Raw genomic sequence first — 20,631 nt, forward strand, 5'->3', positions numbered from 1 at the left:
TAGATCAGTCAGTCAGCTTCTATAGTCTTTGCACTTTATTATTCTGATATCGCATGCCTGACATGGCCCTAGGAGAACAACAATGAGTCTTCCCCTCATTCTGCAGAACTCACTGACGCTACCCGTTATTTGCTCACCGCTGTTTATCATTTCCAACCCTGATCTGGTGATCGCCCAGTGCAAAGCCGGCGTGGTCGGCTCCTTTCCGGCGCTGAATGCTCGGCCAGCCGAAGAGCTGGACGTCTGGCTGCAACGCATAACGTCCGAACTGGAGAGTTTCAAAAAAGCTAATCCGGAGGCGAAGGTTGCACCCTACGCGGTGAACCAGATTGTCCATGCCAGTAATGACCGGCTGCAGCATGACGTGGAAATGTGCGTGAAATACAAGGTGCCCATCGTCATCACCAGCTTGCGCGCACCCAACGATGTGGTGGGCCCGGTTCATAGCTATGGCGGGCTGGTTTTTCACGACGTGATCAACGTCAAGCACGCGAAGAAGGCAATCGAAGCGGGGGTCGATGGTCTGATTTTGGTTTGTGCTGGCGCTGGCGGGCACGCTGGTCAATTGAGTCCCTTTGCCCTGGTATCGGAAATTCGTGATTTCTACGATGGCCCTATCATTCTTTCGGGCTCTATCGCCAAAGGCGAGCAGATTCTTGCCGCGCAAGCCATGGGCGCAGACCTGGCTTACATGGGTACGCGTTTTATCGCCACCCACGAAGCCAACGCAGACGCGGCCTACAAACAGATGCTGGTGGACACGAGCGCGGACGATATCGTCTACAGCAACCTTTTTACTGGCGTGCACGGCAATTATCTCAAGCCCAGCATTCAGAACGCCGGCATGGATCCGAACAATCTTCCGGAAGGGGACAAGAGCAGCATGAAGTTTGGCTCCGGTGGTAGCAACAAAAGCAAAGCCTGGCGCGATATCTGGGGCGCAGGGCAGGGCGTGGGCAGTATTGGTGCCATCACCTCGACCGCCGAGGCAGTCAGCAAGCTTGAGCGCGAATACGCTGATGCCCGTGCGCGCATGCAGATGCTAGCCAGCCCCTATGGTGAAAAGCCGTGACGGCCCAGTTGATCTGTGGCGAGCTGGATCGCAGTGGCGACGATGTTGCCAGACGGGCCTTGCGGCTAGCCGGTGGACTGGCGCGAATGGGCGTTGAGGACGGCGATGTGATCGCAGTGATGCTGCGCAATGGGCCTGCCTTTATCGATGCGATTCAGAGCTGCCAGACGGCCGGGTGTTTTTATTGCCCGATCAACTGGCACTTCAAAGCAGACGAAGTGGCGTTTTTGTTGAGCGACTCGGGAGCCAAGATGTTTCTGGTCGAAGCAGACCTGCTGGAAGCCCTTGAGAGCACTATTCCAGAGGGCGTTCAGGTGTTGGTTAATGGCGCTGAAGCTGAGCTCGCATCTGGTCGTCTGGCCTATGAGCCATGGCTGGCCGCGCAGGTGCCGTACGCGGGTGCCGAGCGTACCCCGCGGACTCACATGGCCTATACCTCAGGTACGACCGGATTGCCCAAGGGCGTTAAGCGTCTTGCCCCCGCACCGCTAGAGCGCGAAGCAATGGCGACAGCCATGCAGGGTTTGTCGCGGGCAGCCTGGGGGATCGAGCCGGGCGTACGCACGCTGGTCTCGGCGCCGATGTACCACAGCGCCCCCAGTTCCTTTGCGCAGCAGTCGATTTTGCAGGCCGAGCTGATGGTAGTGATGCCGCGTTTTGACGCCGAGCAGACGTTGGCGCTGATTGAGCAACATCGTATTGATACGGTATTTCTGGTGCCGATCATGTACGTGCGCCTGCTGCGGCTGCCGGCCGAGATCAAAGCTAAATACGATCTGTCATCTGTACGCTTTGTGGCCTCTACCGGTGCGCCCTGTGCACCCGATGTAAAGCTGGCAATGCTCGACTGGTGGGGCCCTGTGATTTATGAAACCTATGCCTCCAGTGAAACCGGCATGATCACAATCCAGGACCCTGTCTCCGCGCGGCGCAAGCCGGGTAGCGTCGGTTTGCCGATTGGTGACACACGCATCCGCATCGTCGATGACCAGGGTAGCGATTGTGCGGTGGGCGAGCCGGGCGTGATATATGTTCGTCAGCCAGCTGTCCCCGACTTTACTTACCTGAACAATGAAGCGGCCCGCGTCAAGGCAGGACTTGATGATCTAGCTACTGTCGGCGATATTGGTTATCTGGATGATGAGGGCTACCTTTATATCTGCGACCGCAAATCGGATATGGTGATTTCCGGCGGCGTAAATATTTATCCGGCGGAGATTGAGCACGTTCTGATAACGCTCCCGGGCGTAACCGACTGTGCTGTGCTGGGCGTGCCCGATGCCGAATATGGCGAATCGCTGCTGGCGGTAGTGGCTGCGACGCCGGGTCTGCTGTCTGTGGAGCAGGTACAGCAGTATGTGCGTGAGCGTCTGGCCAGCTTTAAAGTACCGCGTCGGGTCGAGCTGGTTGATGCCCTGCCGCGTGACGACAACGGCAAGATCGCCAAGCGTCATCTGCGGGACCGTTTCGCGCCCTCCTGAGCTCGGAGCCGCAGGACGTCGGGTGTTGAGGATTTCCGTTTCTGAGGGATAAAGATGCATTTTTATCGCGGCCTACAAAAGAGTAAGATACAGGCGCTTTTTATCCTTCTGGGAAATCTTAATGCATTGTCCATTCTGCGGCGCCCACGATACTAAGGTTATCGATTCCCGGCTGGTTGCCGAAGGCGATCAAGTGCGCCGGCGGCGCGAGTGTCTTGCCTGCCAGGAGCGCTTTACGACCTTTGAAACAGCCGAGCTGGTGCTTCCCCGGATTATCAAGGGTGACGGTCGGCGCCAGCCTTTCGACGAAGAGAAGCTGCGTGCAGGTATGCAGCGCGCGCTGGAAAAACGCCCGGTCAGTGTCGAACAGATTGAAGCCGCTATAGGCCACATCAAGCACCGACTGCGGGCGTCCGGTGAGCGTGAAGTGCAGGCGATGGTTGTTGGTGAAATGGTCATGAACGAACTCAAGCAGCTCGATGAGGTTGCCTACATTCGGTTTGCTTCTGTCTACCGGCGTTTTCAGGATCTCAATCAGTTTCGCGAAGAGATTGAGCGGCTGTCACGCCGTGACAAGGAAGAGCCGGATGCCTGATCAGGCGATCAACGATCGGAGCATGATGGCCCGGGCGTTGCAGTTGGCAGAGAGAGGCCTGTACACCACGGATCCCAATCCCCGCGTCGGTTGTGTGCTGGTTCGCGGCGGGCAGGTTGTGGGCGAGGGCTGGCATGTGCGTGCCGGTGAAGGTCATGCTGAGGTGAATGCGCTGAGTCAGGCCGGTGGCGCTGCGCGCGGTGCGACGGCCTACGTAACGCTTGAGCCGTGCAGCCACACTGGTCGCACACCGCCCTGCGCTGACGCACTGTTAGCCGCTGGAGTGATACGGGTGGTTGCGGCCATGCAGGATCCCAATCCGCTGGTCGGTGGCCGTGGCCTTGCGCGTTTGAGCGCGGGTGGCATTGAAGTCGAGTGCGGTTTGCTGGAAGCGCAGGCGGCTGCGCTGAATGCGGGTTTCGTCAAGCGTATGCAGACCGGTCTACCCTTTGTGCGACTCAAGTTGGCCATGAGTATGGACGGCCGCACCGCAATGGCCAGTGGTGAAAGTCAATGGATTACCGGTCCCGAGGCACGTGCCGATGTGCAGCGTCTGCGCGCGCGCAGCAGTGCGGTGGTCTCTGGCGCTGATGCGGTATTGCTGGATGATTCTGCGTTGACGGTGCGCCGCGACCAGTTGGGCCTGCCGGAAGCACAGGCGGCCACCGCAGCTGCCCGTCAGCCACTGAGAGTATTGATAGATGGCCGCCGGCGTGTACCCTTGACCAGCCGCTTGTTCCAGCAATCCGGACCTGTGCTGGTAGCGTGCCGACTGGACGGAGCGGCAGCGCTGGATTACAGCGATGCGGGTGCCGAGTTACTTGCATTACCCAGTGCGGCCAGTGAGTACGTTGATCTTGAGGCTCTGTTGCGGCTGCTCGCTGCGCGCGACTGCAATGAAGTGCTGGTGGAGTCCGGTGCCGGTCTGGCGGGTGCCTTTCTGCAGGCGGGACTGGTTGACGAGTTGATTGTATATATGGCGCCACGGCTGCTGGGCAGTCTGGCGCGACCCTTGTTGGAACTGCCCTTCGACAGTATGGCCGAGGCCATGCAGCTTGATGTAACCGACATGCGGGTTGTCGGCCGTGACTGGCGAATCACGGCGCGACCGGTTCTTCCTTTCTAAAGAGTGTTTCATTATGCATACGGCAGTTCAATGGTTACTGATTGTAATGGCAGTGGCTGCGTTTCTGGGTGTGGTTTTCGAGGAGTTGATTCACGTCAACAAGGCCAAGGTGGTGCTGTTTTTCGGCGCGCTGGCGTGGATGGTGTTGTTTATCGCCGCACCCGACGAGGCCTTTCGTGAGAGTGTTCACGAGGCACTCAACGAAAACATTACGGATATCGCCGGACTCTGGCTCTTCCTGCTGGCGACCATGACCTTTGTCGCTTACCTGAACAAGAAGGGACTGATTGAAAATATCATTTACAGCATTCTCCCCGGTCGGGTGACAGAGCGAAAGTTGCTGTTCCTAACCGGTCTGTTCTGCTTCGTATTTTCATCCATTGCGGACAACATCACCGCTACGCTGGTCTCGGTGGCGCTGGTACTGAGCCTGAAGATGGAGCTGCGCAAGACCCTGCGTTTTGCCACGCTGGTTGTCTTTGCGGTTAACTCGGGCGGCGTGGCAATGATCACCGGTGATGTCACTACCCTGATGATCTTTCTCGCCGACAAGGTCGAGATCACCCATCTATTGATGTTGAGTGGGCCCGCATTGCTGGCGGTATTATTGCTTGCCGGACTCCTCTCGGTGGGACTTAAGGATGAAGTCATTATCGAGAAAGCAGCGCTGAAACCGTTGCGCGGAGTTGATCAGCTGATCGGCCTGGTTTTTCTGCTGACCATTCTCGGGACTATCCTGGGGAGTCTGGTGTATTCCATTCCGCCCGTATTGACCTTTCTCACCGGGCTGGCGCTGATGTTTTTGATTGCACGGTTTTTCAACGAAGACATCGAAAACGATCCAATTCTCGAGTATGTCCGGGCAATCGAGTTCGAGACATTGCTGTTCTTCCTTGGGGTTCTGTTATTGGTCGGCATGCTCCAGTTTATTGGCGTACTGCAAGGCCTGACGGCACTTTACGATGTGGTGCCGGTGGTCGTTGCCAACTTCCTGATGGGTATGCTTTCGGCGCTGATTGATAACGTGCCCTTGACTGCTGCCTTGTTGAAAGCCGATCTGCAGATGACTACCGCCAACTGGATGGGCCTGACTTATGCTGTCGGTGTGGGCGGTTCATTGCTTATAATCGGTTCCGCTGCCGGGATTGTGGCGATGAGCAAGCTGCCGGGCTTGACCTTCATGACCTACATGCGCAGCTTTGGGTTGCTATTCGCGGCGTTCATCTTCGGCTATATCTCGGTTTATGGTTTGGGTTTGCTGGTCGGTGGCTAGTAGACTCAACTCCTGATAAAGAGGCACTTACATGTTCACAGGCATCATCGAAGCGGTTGGTCAGATCCAGAGCATGCAGCCCCGTGGCGGAGACGTCAGGCTTTACGTTAAAACAGCGGGTCTCGATCTGGGCGATGTGAAATTGGGCGATAGTATCGCGGTCAATGGCGTGTGCCTGACTGCGGTGGAGTTGCCTGGGGATGGCTTCTGGGCTGACGTCAGTGGGGAAACTATCCGCCGCACGGCGCTGTCGCGCCTCAAGGACGGCAGTCGAGTCAACCTGGAAAAGGCACTCACGCCCTCTTCGCGTCTGGGAGGACACCTTGTCAGTGGCCATGTGGATGGCGTTGGCAAAGTCCTCTCGCTGGAAGAGGATGCGCGCTCCTGGCATTTTCGTATCGAAGCGCCAGCCGAGCTGGCGCGTTATATAGCCGAGAAGGGTTCGATTACCGTCGACGGCATCAGTTTGACAGTCAACTCCGTAGATGGCGCCGTGTTTGACCTGAACATTGTGCCGCACACCATGCAGCAAACAGTCATGGGCGAGTACCAGCCGGGTAGTCCGGTCAATCTGGAAGTCGACCTGATCGCTCGCTATCTGGAGCGCCTGCTGTTGGGAGACAAGGCTGCCGAGCCCAATCGCGACAGCCGTCTGAGCATGTCTTTTCTTGCCGAAAACGGCTACCTGAAATCCTGATCAAGGAGCCCGGGAGGGCCGCATGAAACTTAATACCGTTGAAGAATTACTGGAAGATATTCGCGCTGGGAAGATGGTCATTCTGATGGATGACGAAGATCGCGAGAACGAAGGCGACCTGATCATGGCGGGTCAGGCCTGCCAGGCTGAACATATCAATTTCATGGCCCGTTTCGGTCGCGGATTGATCTGCATGCCTATGAGTCTGGAGCATTGCGAGCGTTTGAATCTGCCCCTGATGGTGCAGCGCAACAATTCCGGCTTTGGTACCAAGTTCACGGTTTCCATCGAGGCGGCCATCGGAGTCAGCACGGGAATCTCCGCGGCAGACCGGGCGCGCACTGTGCAAGCTGCCGCAGCGCCAGGCGCGGTGGCTGATGACATCGTCAGCCCCGGCCATATTTTCCCGTTGATGGCGCAACCGGGTGGCGTGCTGGCGCGTGCCGGTCACACCGAAGCCGCCTGCGACTTGGCGCGCATGTCAGGTTTTGGTGAGTCGGGTGTGATCTGCGAGATCATGAACGATGATGGCAGTATGTCCCGTCGTCCCCAGTTGGAAGGTTTTGCCCGCGAACATAACCTCAAGATCGGTACCATTGCTGACCTTATTCACTACCGGCTGCTCAACGAGCGTACGGTTAAACGTATATCCGAGCAGCCGCTTGAAACCGAGCTGGGCAGCTTCAACCTGGTGACTTACCGTGACAGTCTTGAGGGCGCAGTGCATCTGGCTTTGACGCTGGGTAAACTGGAGCCGGAAGAGCCAACGCTGGTGCGTGTGCACAACATGGATCCGTTGCGGGACCTGTTCATGGTCAGTCAACCAGGTCGCTGGAGTCTGCGTGCCGCAATGAGCAAGCTGGCTGAGGCCGGTCATGGAGTAGTGCTGCTGTTGGGCAACCAGATGGGCTCCGAAGAGCTGCTGCATCATGTTAACCAGCTTGCCGGGACCAATGCGCCCGAACGCGAGCCGACAACCTATAATACTGTTGGCGCTGGTTCGCAGATTCTCCGTGACCTCGGCGTACGCAAGATGCGACTGCTGTCCCAGCAGATGAAGTTCAATGCCATATCCGGGTTCGACCTGGAAGTAGTAGAATATCTGCCCTGCGAATAACCGCACCCGATTAACGACTGCGCCTGGTGCGCAGCCGGTTCTTTAATAGAGAGAGATTACATGTCAGCTATACGTACCATCGAAGGCGATTTCGTGTCAGTGCAGGGCCGCTATGCGTTAGTGGTTGGCCGGTTCAACAGCTTTGTAGTAGAAAGCCTGCTGTCCGGCGCTATCGATGCGCTCAAGCGTCACGGTGTTAAAGATGCGGACATCACCATTGTGCGTGCCCCGGGTGCCTTTGAGATTCCTTTAGTTGTGAAGAAGGTCGCCGAAACCAAGCAGTTCGACGCCATCATCACCCTTGGCGCGGTTATCCGCGGCGGTACGCCGCATTTTGAATATGTTGCGGGTGAATGCGTAAAGGGCATTGGCAGTCTGTCCTTGGAGTATGGTATTCCGGTGGCCTTTGGTGTGCTGACGGTCGACAGCATTGAACAGGCCATTGAGCGCTCTGGCACCAAGGCGGGCAATAAGGGCGCCGAGGCAGCCATGTCTGCTGTTGAAATGGTCAGCTTGTTCAAGCAGTTGGGGGTAAAGTGAGCGAATCCGACCAGCAACCGGTTAGTGCTGGCAGGCCCAAAGCGTCGGCGCGGCGCAAGGCGCGCAGCTTTGCGGTACAGGCTTTGTATGGTTGGCACGTGGCCGACCTGCCGCTGTCTGATATCGAAGCGCAATATCGCGCCGACAATGATTTTGCCAAGGTCGACGGTGCATATTTTCACGAATTGCTAACCGGCGTGGGTCGCAACCTGACCGAGCTGGATGAACACCTGGGTAGCGTGCTTGATCGTCCGGTGCGCGAACTTGATCCCATCGAGTTGTCGATTCTGCGCCTGGGCGTTTATGAACTGGTGCATCGGATCGACGTGCCCTACAAGGTAGTGATCAACGAAGGTATTGAACTGGCCAAGATCTTTGGCGCCACTGACGGTCACAAGTACGTCAATGGCATTCTCGACAAGCTCGCGCCGAGTCTGCGCAGCGTCGAGGTCAATGCGTCCCGCAGGGGGCGTTGAGATCTATCTGAAAAGGTTATAGCCATGTCGTTGGGTGAGTTCGAACTGATTGGCCGGTATTTTCGCAGCACTGCGCTGGAAGGTGCTGGTCCGACGGAGCAAGTCACCCTGGGTATTGGCGACGATGCGGCCATGATTGCCCCGGCTGCTGAAAAGCAGCTGGTTGTGTCGACTGACTCACTGGTGCTCGGCACACATTTTCCGCCTGATTACGTCCCCTCTAATATTGCTTATCGCGCTCTTGCCGCAGCTGTCAGTGATCTCGCCGCAATGGGCGCCAGACCGCTGGGTTTCACGTTGGCTCTTACCTTGCCCGAGGTCGATGAGATCTGGCTGCAGAGCTTTGCTGAAGGCCTCGCCGAGGCTGCGCGCGACCACCGCATTAGTCTAATCGGGGGTGACACGACCAAAGGCCCGCTAAACATCAATGTCACCGTTTTTGGCGAAGTGCGCCCTCGCAATGTGGTTCGCCGCAGTGATGCACAGCCAGGAGATCTGTTATGTGTTGGCGGGCCTTTGGGTGATGGTGGTGGCGGTCTTGCGGTTGCCCTTGCAGCGGCGTTGCCAGCCGATCTCGACGATGCCGCGCGTGATTACCTGTTGCAGCGTTTCTGGCGGCCCATGGCACAGTGCGATCTCGGGCTAGAATTGGCCGGAGTAGCCAGTGCTGGGCTGGATATCTCTGATGGATTGCTGGCTGACGCGCGTCACCTGGCAGAGGCCAGTGGACTGGCGCTGCATATTAGGGTCGCGGACTTGCCTTGCTCGCAGGCATTGCGCTTTTGGCCTGCGGAGCAGCGGAAGGAATGGATGTTGGGCGCAGGAGACGATTACGTATTACTTTTCACTCTGCCGGTTGCCAGTATCCGCTCTCTGGAGATCTGGAAATCTCAGGGATTTGACGTGACGGTAGTTGGCGAGGCTGTTGTCGGGCGCGGTATATGGTTGGACGAAGGTCAGGGGCTCGAAGAAGTAGCCCGGCCAGCGGGTTACCAGCATTTCCAAGGGAACAATAATGTCTGAACAGGTCTCGTACGCCCCCGCATCGGTCTGGCGCAATCCCATCCATTTTCTCGCCTTCGGGTTCGGCAGTGGTGCGGTGCGCCGGGCACCGGGTACCTGGGGTACACTGGCCTCGGTTCCGTTCGTTCCCTTATGGCAGCACCTGTCGTTGTCGGGCTATCTGGCGGTCATCGTCATCAGCACACTGCTGGGTATCTGGCTATGCGGGCGCACCGCAAAAGATCTGGGTGTGCATGACCACGGTGGCATCGTCTGGGACGAGTTTGTTGGCTACTGGTTAACCATGCTGCTAGCGCCACCGGGCTGGCTCTGGCTGCTTGGCGGCTTTGTGCTCTTTCGCTTTTTTGATATTTTGAAACCCTGGCCGATCGGCTGGGTGGATCGCAAAGTGCACGGCGGGCTGGGTATCATGCTGGACGATATTCTCGCCGGACTGATGGCGTTGGCGGTGTTGCTTGCGGTTGAACAACTGTTCTGAATGCCGGCTCAAGGAGAATAACGATGCGAAGGACGTTAGCCATAGCGTGGATCGTTTTGGGATTAGCTGCAGCAATAGGTAACCTCAGTGCAGAGCCGCGGGTCAGGGTTGTCGGTCTGTTCTCCGGTGCCGCAGTTGTTAATATCGACGGGCAACGGCATATGTTGCGCATCGGCAAGCCAGGGCCACACGGTGTTGAGTTACTGGCAGCAGATAGTCGCAATGCGACCTTGCGAATCAATGGTGAAACCCGCCAACTCTCTTTGCAACGTGACTACACCGACGGTTTTGCCGAGGTCGAGCGCCAGCAGGTTTCCATCGCACGTACTGCGGGGGGGCACTTCCGTACCATTGGCTCCATCAATGGTCAGAATGTCCAGTTCATGCTCGATACCGGCGCGACCAGTGTGGCAATGAACTCCTTTCAGGCCCAGCGTCTGGGGATCGACTTCCGGCTCAACGGCACGCCGATCATGGCCAGTACCGCGAGCGGCCAGGAGAGGGGTTACCGGGTTATGCTGGATAGAGTGAAGGTGGGGGATGTCGAGCTGAGCAACGTCGACGGCCTAGTTCTGGAAGGTGGCTTTCCGACCGAGGTGCTGCTGGGTAACAGCTACCTGAGCCGAATACGCATGGTCGACAATGGCGAAACGCTGCTGCTGGAAAGCCGGAACTGAAGTCGTGCCGGCTTGATCGCCGACATGCTGACACATTCGCCATGTCGCTATACGTCGCCGTTCCGGCGTTCACCTGATAATATGGCGCCCCTTTGTAGTTGCAACCGGACAGGAGCCAGGTGTGTCAGTCACCTTTGTTGCGTCATCCAAATTGCCAACCCGCTGGGGCACCTTCACCATGCATGGCTTTCTCGAACCGGAAACCGGCAAGGAGCATGTGGTGTTGACCATGGGCGATGTTGCCGACGGTCAGCCAGTACTCGGTCGTTTGCACTCGGAGTGCCTCACCGGTGATGCCTTGTTCAGCCTGCGCTGTGACTGCGGCTTCCAGCTGGAAGCTGCGCTCAAGGCGATTGCCGAAGAAGGTCGCGGGGCTCTTTTGTATTTGCGTCAGGAAGGTCGAGGCATAGGCCTAATGAATAAGATCAGGGCTTACCATCTGCAGGACGGTGGCGCTGATACCGTTGAGGCAAATGAGCAGCTCGGCTTTGGCGCAGATCAACGCGATTATGGGATTTGCCAGCCGATCCTCAAGCACCTAGGCATCACCAGCCTGCGTTTGTTGACCAATAATCCGCGGAAAGTTAAAGCCCTTGAGAGCTACGGGCTGAACGTGACCGAGCGTTTGCCACTGGAATTTGGCCTCAATCCCCACAACAGTAAGTACCTAGCAACCAAGGCTGGCAAGCTCGGCCATATGTTGGGACAGATGCATCAGGCGGAGAAAGAATAATGTTTGACTCTACTCAGCACTGGCGAGCCTTGCGCCGTAACTGGCGTATGCAGAGCTTTGTGACCCTGTGCTTGCCCATTGCCTTGGCCTGGTTGCTGAAAGATCAACCGGGCGCATGGGAAGACGGTGCCATTGCGTTATTCGTTCTCGCGCTGGCTACCCTGTTCCTCTCGCTTTGGCGGTTTCGCCGGTATAAAGCGGCGCTGATTGAAGCCGAGCGCCTGGGTGAGACTCCCGAGGCTGCAGACGCCTGGGTAACGCTGCATCGTGAGCAGCTACTTGGATTGCTCAATGCCAAGCTTCCGGCATGGATCGGCATGCTGCACTACGTGTGTACTGCGGAGGTTGTGCCTTTGACCTTGCTGGTGCTGGCGAGCGTCGGCGTCATGCTGCTCTATCGTCCACCCTCCGCCTGGGTGAAGTGATGTCGCGCTGGTGGGCTGCTCTGGCCTGCCTATGGCTATTTTGTACCGGCGCACTGGCCAGCGACCTAAACGGTCACTCCCAAGCGCAACGTATCGTCAGTTTGGCTCCGTTTCTGACCGACATGGTGGTTCAGCTGCAACAGGCTGATCGTCTGGTTGGGGTGCTGGATGATGGCCAACTGCACGATGATCTTGCGCAGGTTCCACGCGTCGGTGGCTATCAGTCGGTGTCGCGCGAACTCATTCTTGCGCAGAAGCCTGATCTGGTTCTCGCCTGGAGCTCTGGTAACTCACCGCAGATGCTTGCTCAATTAGAGGATTGGGGTTTGCGTGTGGAGCGATTTGACCCGCAGCGCCTGAATGATATCGCGCAGATGACCCGCGAACTGGGCCTATTGCTGAACGTATCCGAGCGTGCCGAATTGTTGGCATCCGATTTTGAACAGGCGCTTGAGCGCTCCTACCGTCCGCTCAGCAAAAACGCGCCACGGGTCTTTGTACAGCTCTGGGACGATCCTCTTTATACCGTCAGCGATCAGCAGTTGATCGGCGATGCACTGCGGCACTGCGGGGCTATAAACATCTTTGGTGATCTGTCCGTGCTTGCCCCTCAGGTGGGGCGCGAAAGCGTTATCGCAGCCGACCCCGATATCATTATTGTGTTTTCCGATGCTCCGGCCGGTGCGAATATCTGGCTGCAGCGCTGGCGCCAGTTTCCGAAGCTAAGAGTGGTTCGCGAGGAGGGTTTAAGGGTGATGGATGGGGACGCGCTGGTGAGGCCAACGCCTGCCGTATTGAAAGGCTTGGAACAGCTGTGCGCATTGATTGAGCTGCATTGAATTGTATTGCAAGAGCGAAGCGGGCGGCACATCTGAAGGATGCGACGCCCGCTTGTCGGATCAGAAGTTGGGCGTCCAGCTCACTGCCAGCTGGGCATTCAGATTGTTTTCCTGGTAACTGTAGGTTTGGCCTCCGCTATTATAATTGGCCAACCGGTAGTCCTTGTCGAGCAGATTACCCAGTTTGAGATCCCAGCGTACGGCCTCGGTCATCGCCCAATGCGCGCGAGCTTCGACCAGGCCATAGCCAGACAGCTCCTGTTGATTTGTCGGGTCATTGTAGCGGGTGCTGTTGGCCGTCACGCTGAACCCCAAGCCCAAATCGCCCCATTGACGGTCAATATCGACACTGATTAAACGCTTGGGCCGGCGTGGCAGCTGATTGCCCGTGTTGCGGTCCCGGGGATCCAGCCAAGTAGCCGAGGCCATGGTTTGCCAGCCTGCCAGCTCGGCCTCGGCGCTGAGCTCTAGCCCGTGGATGCGTGCCCGGCTGATGTTCTGGGCGACGAAGAAGGGGTCGAGCAAAATCAGATCATCGATATCAGTTCGGAACGCAGCCGCTTGTAGTCTTGTGTTTTGAACCTCTCCCCGCCATTGCAGCTCATAGCTCTTGGAGCGCTCGGGCTGCAGCTCTAGGTTTGCGCCGAAGCTGTTGTACAGATCGTTGAAAGTCGGCGCCCGGAAACCTTCGCCATATGAAGCGACCAGCTGTTGATTGGCGCTGATGGGCAGGATTAGGGCCGCGTTGAATGTGTTGGCGTTGCCAAACTGCTCATTGTCGTCGTGCCGCCAGCCGAGCTCTGTCTGAAACGCCTCACCGGCAAAGCGGTGCTGAACAAACGCGGCGCGGTTGGAGCGCTCTGTTTTGAGGAAGCTGCCGGTAGTGCGAAGACGATCCTCGTACCAATCCAGTCCTGCCTGCAGACTATGCTGATCATTCAATTGCAGAGTATTCAGCCAGCTGGCGGAATCGCGGTAAGTATTGTAGGTAAAATTGAAGAAGTCGTAATTGCTGTCGCGTTTGTCTTCCGCATGACCGGCTTCCAGGCGGGTAGTCCACAGCTGATTGACCTGCCATTGCAGATGAGTAGCGACCGTGCTCAGAGTGAAGTCATCTTCGGGGTTGCCAAACAGGTCATATTCCGTATTGCCACTTTGCTCCAACAGGCTGATGCCCGCTTCCAACGTCTCGGTAAAGCGATGGCTGAGGCTCGCATTGAAAGCGCTATTACGATATCCGTCGTCGTCCTGATCACCCGCAGTTTCATGCCGTGTGCGATCAAAGCCGCCTGTTTCGTTCAGGCTGGCGCCAAGGTCGAAGCGGGTCCGTTGATCGCCGCCAGACAGGCCTACATGCCGGCGATAGGTCTGGTCACTACCTACAGCGAAACTGGCCCGGGGATTGAACCCCGTTTTGCCTTGACGGGTAAAAATCTGTACCACGCCACCAATGGCGTCTGAGCCGTAGATAGCGGAACGGGGTCCGCGGATCACTTCAATACGCTCAATCTGGTCTATATTCAAAAACTCTAGACTGGGTTGGCCGGCCGACGCGCTGCCGATGCGCTGCCCGTCTACCAATACAAGTGATTGAGTGCTGCCGGTGCCGCGCAGGGATAGCGCTGTGAGACTGCCTGGACCGCCATTGGTGGTGATCGACGCGCCTGGCACTCGACGCAAGAGATCGGCGACCGAAGTGGGCTGCAGGCGCTCGATATCGGCGCGGGTAAATACGGTGGTGGCTGCTGGCGTATTCGATAGCTGCTGCGACTGGCGCGATGCGGTGATTACTGTGTCTGGAAGATCCAGGGAGCTGTTGGCCAGCGTGATGCCAGATACCAACAAGGTAGGGACGAGAATTAAAAATCTGTTCATGTTGAGCCTCAAAAGAAATACTTTTGAGGAGGGCGAGAAGCCAGCGAAATCTGTCAGAAACACGAAGGGACAGCCATACACTGGCCGGGTGACGCCCTCCGCGACACCTCAGCAACGAATTTGCGCGCCGCTTGCAGGGCGCGCAAATTCTTTCGCACAGGGCCGGTCTCCGGGCTCAGGATGCAAATAATGTGGCCTTCCCATACTCGAGAGTACAGTGGCTTAATGCACATTACCGACAGACCCGTATCAGGGGGCTGTGATCCTTTACCGTTGCGGGGGCAGCGTCGGGATTGCACCGACTTCCCGTTTAACCCCGTGGCTTGATGGCCAGCAGGGCACCCAGTGCGACTGGAAGCGGGACGGACTCTAGGGCTAATGCGCGCAGCGGTCAAGTCCGCAGACGCAAATTCAGGTGGATTGCAGCAGCCGCTGTCGGATCGATGCCTCGATGCCTGCTGCGTCCAGTCCGCATTCGGCTAGCATTTCAGCTGGTTTTGCATGCTCGACGTAGCAATCAGGCAGGCCGAGATTGAGCATAGGTACCGCTATCCGCTCGGCCAACAACCATTCATTCACTGCGCTGCCAGCGCCACCCATCACGGTGTTTTCTTCTAGCGTAACCAGTAGATCGTGGCTGCTGGCCAGCTGCCGAATGAGTTCGACATCCAGCGGCTTGACGAAGCGCATGTTAGCGACGCTGGCGTCCAGTGTCTCGGCAGCTTGCAGCGCGTTTGCGTGTAGCGTGCCGAAGCACAGAATGGCTATCCCCGTGCCCTTGCGGGTCAGGGCACCTTTTCCTATAGGCAGGCATGTCAGCGTCTGCTCAACAGGTACTCCGGGCCCGGTTCCGCGCGGGTAACGGACGGCAGCGGGTCCGTCGTGCAGGAAGCCCGTCGTTAGCATCTGGCGAGTCTCATTTTCGTCGGCGGGGGCCATGATCAGCATGTTAGGCAGGCAGCGCAGGAACGACAGATCGAAGCTGCCTGCGTGGGTCGGGCCGTCTTCGCCGACCAGTCCTGCGCGGTCTATGGCAAACAGTACGTCCAGATTCTGCACGGCCACGTCGTGAATGACCTGGTCGTAGGCTCGTTGCAGAAAGGTGGAATAGATGGCAACTACCGGCTTGGCCCCTTCGCAGGCCATACCGGCCGCCAGGGTTACCGCATGTTGTTCGGCAATGGCGACATCGAAATAACGTCGCGGGTAGCGCTCACTGAAGGCAATGAGGTCGGAGCCCTCTTTCATTGCTGGCGTGATGCCAACCAGCCTTTCGTCTTCGGCGGCCATATCGCACAGCCATTGGCCAAATATGCTGGAAAACTTTGGTTTACTCACGCCATTGCTGGCGTGCTTGGGTTCGAACTTGGTGATCGCGTGGTAGCCGATCGGATCCGCTTCGGCGGGGGAGAACCCCTTACCCTTCTGAGTCACCACATGCAAAAACTGCGGTCCTTTCAACTGACGCATGTTGCCCAGGGTGGCTATCAGTGTCGGCAGGTCATGACCATCGATCGGGCCGATGTAATTCCAGCCAAGCTCCTCGAATAGCGTCCCCTGCACTAGCATACCCTTAGCGTGTTCTTCGGTCCGGCGTGCCAGTTCCCAGGCAGAGGGGATCTTCGAAAGTACTTTCTTGCTGCCCTCGCGCATGTGCGAGTAAGTGCGGCTGGAGAGAATCTTGGCCAGATAATTGGACAGGCCGCCGACGTTGCGGGAAATCGACATGTCGTTGTCATTCAGGACCACCAGCATATCGGCTTCTACGTCCGAAGCGTGATTCAGCGCCTCGAAAGCCATCCCCGCGGTTAATGCACCGTCACCGATAACCGCGACGGTACGCCGATTAAGTCCCTGCAATCCTGACGCGATGGCCATACCCAGCGCGGCGCTGATCGATGTGCTGGAGTGGCCGACACCGAAGGTATCATAAGCGCTCTCGTTGCGCCGCGGGAAAGCCGCCAGACCGTTTTTTTGCCGCAGGGTGCTCATCTGCTCCCGGCGACCCGTTAATATCTTGTGCGGGTAGGCCTGGTGGCCCACATCCCAAACAATACGGTCATAAGGGGTATGGTAGGTGTAGTGCAAGGCAATGGTCAGCTCGATGACACCCAGGCCCGCACCAAAATGCCCGCCAGTCTGACTGACCGTCCACAATAGATAAGCACGCAGTTCGTCTGCCAGCGTCGACAGCAGCTCGTCGTCAAGCTCACGCAGACGCTCAGTGGTGTCCAGGCTGTCCAACAGCGGTGTGCTGGGCCGGTTGCGGGGTATCTCGTGGAAAGTGCTTGGCATCAAACAGGGCTCTGGGTGCCTGCATATCAGGCACGATTAAAATACCAGTTTAACTGATGCGGACGGATAGCCCAAGGCTGCCTGACGGTTAGAAATGCCGTTGCACAATATAGTCGGCCAGTTGTTGCAAGCGCGCGCTGCCAGAACCGATAGGCTGCAGTGCGTCGATAGCCTGGTCGCGCAGTGATACAGCAAGCTGGCGCGCGCCATCTAGTCCGAGCAGTGCCGGATAAGTTGGTTTGTCGCGGGCGATGTCTGCACCCTGTTGCTTGCCGAGTACGCTGGTGTCGCTTTCGATGTCGAGAATATCGTCCTGTACCTGAAACGCCAGTCCTATGCAGCCTGCATAGGTGCTTAGCGCCCGCAAATGCGTCTCGCTGGCGTGGCCACTGGTCAGGGCGCCTAGTTGCACGGCGGCGCTGATCAGAGCCCCGGTTTTTTTTCTGTGCATATTTTCCAGCGTCGCGATGTCCAGAGTCTGACCAATGGCGCCGAGGTCGATTGCCTGACCGCCAACCATTCCCTCGGGTCCCGCAGCACTCGCTAGCAGTTGCACCATGCGCAGGCGAACAGCCGGATCGAACTCGTCTGCAGCAGCAAGCCAGTCAAAAGCCATCGCGTGCAAGGCATCGCCGGCCAGAATCGCCGTCGCCTCATCGAAAGCGCGATGACAGGTCGGTTGGCCTCGGCGCAGGTCGTCGTTGTCCATCGCCGGTAAGTCATCATGGATCAGGGAATAGGCATGGATCATTTCAACCGCGGCAGCGGCCACATCCGCCTGTGCGATGTTGCCCTGCAGCGCTTCGCAGCTTGCATATACAAGCATCGGCCTAATTCGCTTGCCGCCGTTGGTCACGCTGTAGCGGATGGCCGAGAACAGACGATCCAGACGTGGCTGCTCAGTGTGCAGATGCCGCTTTAAATACTCATCGATACGCACCTGACAACGGCCCAGGTACTGATTGAAATCGGTCATTCAGCCGGACCATCGAAGGGCTCGACGACAGGCTGACCCTGCTGTTCGGTGAGCAGGCTGACTTTCTGTTCTGCTTGGCTCAGCGCCTGCTGGCAATCGCGGGTCAGGGACACGCCCTGCTCGAAAGCGGTAAGCGACTCTTCTAGGCTCAGCTCGCCACTTTCCAGTCGCTCGACCAGCCCTTGTAGCGCGCCCAGCGATTGCTCGAAATCCACGGCGGTTTTCTTCTTGGCCATGCTTACCTCGGTTATCTGGCGAATCGGAGTCGGCTGAACATTACCCAAGGGGCCCCTGACGGTCAATCAGCCATGGCTCCAGTATGGCTAAAATAGTGAAGATGGCGGGCCCTGATCTCAGAAACCGGATGGTCAGCCCTTGGTTCCTGCGATGTACGCCTCAGTCAAACTGTTCTGGGGTGCCTCGAAAAGACTCTGGCAACGGTTGAATTCGATCAACTTGCCGCTCTGCTCGGTTACCCAGAAGAAGGCTGCATAATTAGCGATGCGCCTTGCCTGTGCCAGATTATGAGTAACGATAATCACGGTATAGCGGCCTCGAAGCCGTAATATCAGATCTTCAACTACCGCAGACGAGAGCGGGTCGAGTGCACTGCAGGGTTCGTCCATCAGCAGGATTTCCGGTTCCAATATCAAGGCTCTGGCAATGCATAGGCGTTGTTGCTGCCCGCCGGATAAGCGTGTCGCAGGACTGTTGAGGCGTGTTGCAACCTCGTCCCACAGACCCACGTCGCGCAGGACGCTCTCTATCCGCCGGTTTATCTCGATTCTTTGGCGAATGCCACGCTCCAGTAAGGGCAATTCAAGGTTGCGTCGGATGGATAGGGGGAAGGGGTTGGGCTTCTGGAAAATCATGCCGATACGCTGGCGTAGCTGCTTTACATCCAACCCTGGAGCCAGAATATTCTGATCGTCTAATCTGACTTCGCCATGGGTATGGGCCCCGGGAAGCAGATCGGTCAGACGGTTGAGGCAGGCTAGGAAACTCGACTTTCCGCAGCCTGAGGGGCCGATTAGGGCGGTAATGCAGCCACGATAAACGTCCAGTGATACCCCGGAAAGAACCGTTACCCCATGGTAGGCGATGGTTAGATCGCGAATTTGTAAATGCGCCACGGGTTTACAGCAAGGCGAGCCTGCTTCGACCTGTCCCAGAGTATAGGGTGATTCGATACCCTTTTGTAGACCAGTTGAATCGGTCATGTGAGGGTTACCTTGCGTTTTGCCCAATACAACGAGAGCAGGTTGGCGAGCAGATTGATAACAATGATCAGGGTGACCAACACCAGCGCTGATCCGTAGGCAGCGTGGTCGCCACCGGTGACGTTCATCGATAGGTCGTAAATATGCACGGCCAGAGCGCGTCCGGAGTCATTCAAAGACTCTGGCATACGATCCACGTAGCCGCTAGTGAAAATCAGAGCGGCTGTTTCCGCCGTGGCCCTGCCCACTGCTAACAGTAAGCCCGCGGTTATAGCCGGTGCTGCGGCGGGTAGCAGCACATGCCAGAGTACACTGCCACGGCGCATACCCAGTGCTGCTGCGGCATGGCGCCATTCATCAGGCACTGCAGTCAAGCCACTTTCGGCGGTACGTACCAGAATGGGTAGCATCATGCAGGCCAGGGTAAGGCCGCCCGAGAGGATGGAGAAACCCAGCCCCAGGAATCCGCTAAAAAAAGCGTATCCAAACAGACCGATAACGATCGAGGGCACGCCTGCCAGTATGTCCAGGGCCAGCCCGATCCGGCGTCCCAATGGGCCGTCGCGGCGGGTGAACTCAGCCAGCCAGATGGCACTGCACAGGCCCAATGGCAGTGCAACACAGATGGCGACAGATAAAATTAGCACGGTCGATACCAGGATCGGCCATATACCCCCTTGCCGACCGGCGCGGCTTGGCGCCTGACTGAGAAACTCCCAGCTGATGGCGGGCACGCCTTTGATCAGAATGTCACCCAGCAACCAGGCAAAGGTCAGGGTTACCAGACCGGCAATTAACCACAGCGTCAGCAAAAAAAAACGATCAGCCATGTGCCATACCCCGGCTCATGCGGTGTGCCAACCAAGCCAGTATAGCCACCATTGTCATTAGCAGTAGGCCCGAGACAAACAGGCTGGAGCGGTGCTGGCCGACCGCATAAGCCATTTCCAGGGCGATATTGGCCGTTAATACCCGGATGGGATCAAACAGGCTGGCTGGGGTTTGCACCACGTTGCCGGCGACCATGAGTACCGCCATGGTTTCGCCCAGTGCGCGAGCAATGGCCAGTAACATGCCGCCGAGTATGCCGCGCCGGGCCGCAGGCACTAAGACCCCGAGCAAAATACGATGACGACTCATGCCCAGCATGGCGGCACCTTGATAAAGAGACGGTGGCGTTGCTGCCAGTGCAGCGCGGCTGGTCAATGCAACGGTTGGCAGTGTCATCATGGCCAGTATCAGAATGGCAGCCAGCAGGCTGGCACCCGGTGGTTGCCATTGGCCAATTAGCGGCACCAGCACGGTTAGACCCCAGAGCCCAAAAACCACGGAGGGTATACCTGCCAACAAACTGATCATGCTGTTGAATAGGCCTTTGATCCATGCCGGGGCCAGATATTGGCTGAACAGCGCGCAGGCAAGACCCATAGGGACGGCCAGGAGCATAGCGCCCAACGCCGCCGCAATAGAGGCCCATACCATGGGCAACATGCCGAATTGCTCCTGTAGCGGATACCAGCCGTCACTGCGGAAAAAGTCGAGCAGGCTGATGCCACTGTGCCCGGTCATGACCGGCCAGGCTTCGTAGACAAGAAAAATGACAATCAGCAGCAGTAATACGGCCGCCGTTAGCGCGGGCAGCCCAAGCATGAATTTCAGCAGCGCATCTGAAGGCCAGCGCTGCTTTTTCTTTGTTACGGTGACCTCATGCAT

The 20,631-nt window shown here is 57.5% G+C and carries 22 protein-coding genes and 1 riboswitch; of the genes, 15 read left to right on the top strand and 7 right to left on the bottom strand.

Annotation, left to right across the window (positions count from 1 at the left end; genetic code table 11):
- The first annotated feature begins 82 nt into the window (after window positions 1-82).
- The 15 genes from ACJAXR_RS13925 to ACJAXR_RS13995 all read left to right on the top strand — a co-directional run bounded on the left by ACJAXR_RS13925 (window position 83) and on the right by ACJAXR_RS13995 (window position 12,552).
- Entirely contained in the window at window positions 83-1,072 is a 990-nt protein-coding gene (locus ACJAXR_RS13925) for an NAD(P)H-dependent flavin oxidoreductase (protein WP_415058869.1), read from the top strand.
- Window positions 1,069-2,553 (top strand): AMP-binding protein, encoded by a 1,485-nt coding sequence (locus ACJAXR_RS13930; protein WP_415058870.1) that lies wholly within the window; start codon window positions 1,069-1,071, stop codon window positions 2,551-2,553. Before ACJAXR_RS13925 ends, ACJAXR_RS13930 begins: the two co-directional genes overlap by 4 nt.
- A gap of 121 nt (window positions 2,554-2,674) precedes the next feature.
- Window positions 2,675-3,148, top strand: a complete 474-nt coding sequence (gene nrdR, locus ACJAXR_RS13935; RefSeq protein WP_415058871.1) for a transcriptional regulator NrdR — start codon at window positions 2,675-2,677, stop codon at window positions 3,146-3,148.
- On the top strand, window positions 3,141-4,274 hold the full coding sequence (gene ribD / locus ACJAXR_RS13940) for a bifunctional diaminohydroxyphosphoribosylaminopyrimidine deaminase/5-amino-6-(5-phosphoribosylamino)uracil reductase RibD (protein ID WP_415058872.1): 1,134 nt from the start codon (window positions 3,141-3,143) through the stop codon (window positions 4,272-4,274). Before nrdR ends, ribD begins: the two co-directional genes overlap by 8 nt.
- A 13-nt stretch (window positions 4,275-4,287) precedes the next feature.
- Complete coding sequence (nhaD, locus tag ACJAXR_RS13945; protein ID WP_415058873.1) at window positions 4,288-5,547, top strand: sodium:proton antiporter NhaD; 1,260 nt, start codon at window positions 4,288-4,290, stop codon at window positions 5,545-5,547.
- A gap of 31 nt (window positions 5,548-5,578) precedes the next feature.
- A complete protein-coding gene (locus tag ACJAXR_RS13950) occupies window positions 5,579-6,244 on the top strand; it encodes a riboflavin synthase (RefSeq protein WP_415058874.1) in 666 nt (221 codons plus the stop codon).
- Window positions 6,245-6,266: 22 nt separating this feature from the next.
- The gene (gene ribBA / locus ACJAXR_RS13955) at window positions 6,267-7,361 is read left to right on the top strand and encodes a bifunctional 3,4-dihydroxy-2-butanone-4-phosphate synthase/GTP cyclohydrolase II (RefSeq protein ID WP_415058875.1); all 1,095 of its coding nucleotides are present in this window, start codon (window positions 6,267-6,269) and stop codon (window positions 7,359-7,361) included.
- A gap of 60 nt (window positions 7,362-7,421) precedes the next feature.
- Window positions 7,422-7,901, top strand: coding sequence for a 6,7-dimethyl-8-ribityllumazine synthase (gene ribE, locus ACJAXR_RS13960; RefSeq protein WP_415058876.1), 480 nt, complete (start codon window positions 7,422-7,424; stop codon window positions 7,899-7,901).
- Window positions 7,898-8,377, top strand: coding sequence for a transcription antitermination factor NusB (nusB, locus tag ACJAXR_RS13965; RefSeq protein WP_415058877.1), 480 nt, complete (start codon window positions 7,898-7,900; stop codon window positions 8,375-8,377). Before ribE ends, nusB begins: the two co-directional genes overlap by 4 nt.
- A gap of 30 nt (window positions 8,378-8,407) precedes the next feature.
- Window positions 8,408-9,400, top strand: coding sequence for a thiamine-phosphate kinase (thiL, locus tag ACJAXR_RS13970; protein WP_415058912.1), 993 nt, complete (start codon window positions 8,408-8,410; stop codon window positions 9,398-9,400).
- Complete coding sequence (locus ACJAXR_RS13975; protein WP_415058878.1) at window positions 9,393-9,878, top strand: phosphatidylglycerophosphatase A; 486 nt, start codon at window positions 9,393-9,395, stop codon at window positions 9,876-9,878. Before thiL ends, ACJAXR_RS13975 begins: the two co-directional genes overlap by 8 nt.
- A 23-nt stretch (window positions 9,879-9,901) precedes the next feature.
- Window positions 9,902-10,555: a TIGR02281 family clan AA aspartic protease gene (locus ACJAXR_RS13980; protein ID WP_415058879.1), complete on the top strand. Its 654-nt coding sequence runs from the start codon at window positions 9,902-9,904 to the stop codon at window positions 10,553-10,555.
- Window positions 10,556-10,676: 121 nt separating this feature from the next.
- Entirely contained in the window at window positions 10,677-11,288 is a 612-nt protein-coding gene (ribA, locus tag ACJAXR_RS13985) for a GTP cyclohydrolase II (protein ID WP_415058880.1), read from the top strand.
- Window positions 11,288-11,713: an MFS transporter gene (locus ACJAXR_RS13990; RefSeq protein WP_415058881.1), complete on the top strand. Its 426-nt coding sequence runs from the start codon at window positions 11,288-11,290 to the stop codon at window positions 11,711-11,713. Before ribA ends, ACJAXR_RS13990 begins: the two co-directional genes overlap by 1 nt.
- A complete protein-coding gene (locus ACJAXR_RS13995; RefSeq protein WP_415058882.1) occupies window positions 11,713-12,552 on the top strand; it encodes a helical backbone metal receptor in 840 nt (279 codons plus the stop codon). The genes ACJAXR_RS13990 and ACJAXR_RS13995 overlap by 1 nt, the downstream gene beginning before the upstream one ends.
- Before the next feature lie 60 nt (window positions 12,553-12,612).
- Here ACJAXR_RS13995 and ACJAXR_RS14000 read toward each other — a convergent pair whose 3' ends face one another.
- The 7 genes from ACJAXR_RS14000 to pstC all read right to left on the bottom strand — a co-directional run bounded on the left by ACJAXR_RS14000 (window position 12,613) and on the right by pstC (window position 20,631).
- Entirely contained in the window at window positions 12,613-14,427 is a 1,815-nt protein-coding gene (locus ACJAXR_RS14000) for a TonB-dependent receptor domain-containing protein (RefSeq protein WP_415058883.1), read from the bottom strand.
- Between the two features lie 142 nt (window positions 14,428-14,569).
- Window positions 14,570-14,788: riboswitch (cobalamin riboswitch) on the bottom strand.
- A gap of 50 nt (window positions 14,789-14,838) precedes the next feature.
- Window positions 14,839-16,722 carry a 1-deoxy-D-xylulose-5-phosphate synthase gene (dxs, locus tag ACJAXR_RS14005; protein WP_415058884.1) on the bottom strand — a complete coding sequence of 628 codons (1,884 nt, stop codon included), beginning with the start codon at window positions 16,720-16,722 and terminating at the stop codon, window positions 14,839-14,841.
- Between the two features lie 88 nt (window positions 16,723-16,810).
- Entirely contained in the window at window positions 16,811-17,698 is an 888-nt protein-coding gene (locus ACJAXR_RS14010) for a polyprenyl synthetase family protein (RefSeq protein ID WP_415058885.1), read from the bottom strand.
- Entirely contained in the window at window positions 17,695-17,934 is a 240-nt protein-coding gene (locus tag ACJAXR_RS14015; RefSeq protein ID WP_415058913.1) for an exodeoxyribonuclease VII small subunit, read from the bottom strand. Before ACJAXR_RS14015 ends, ACJAXR_RS14010 begins: the two co-directional genes overlap by 4 nt.
- A gap of 132 nt (window positions 17,935-18,066) precedes the next feature.
- Window positions 18,067-18,918, bottom strand: a complete 852-nt coding sequence (locus ACJAXR_RS14020) for a phosphate ABC transporter ATP-binding protein (protein WP_415058886.1) — start codon at window positions 18,916-18,918, stop codon at window positions 18,067-18,069.
- A complete protein-coding gene (pstA, locus tag ACJAXR_RS14025; protein ID WP_415058887.1) occupies window positions 18,915-19,748 on the bottom strand; it encodes a phosphate ABC transporter permease PstA in 834 nt (277 codons plus the stop codon). Before pstA ends, ACJAXR_RS14020 begins: the two co-directional genes overlap by 4 nt.
- A complete protein-coding gene (gene pstC / locus ACJAXR_RS14030) occupies window positions 19,741-20,631 on the bottom strand; it encodes a phosphate ABC transporter permease subunit PstC (RefSeq protein WP_415058888.1) in 891 nt (296 codons plus the stop codon). Before pstC ends, pstA begins: the two co-directional genes overlap by 8 nt.

The sequence above is a fragment of the Halopseudomonas sp. genome (genome assembly GCF_047631575.1).
GTDB lineage: Bacteria > Pseudomonadota > Gammaproteobacteria > Pseudomonadales > Pseudomonadaceae > Halopseudomonas.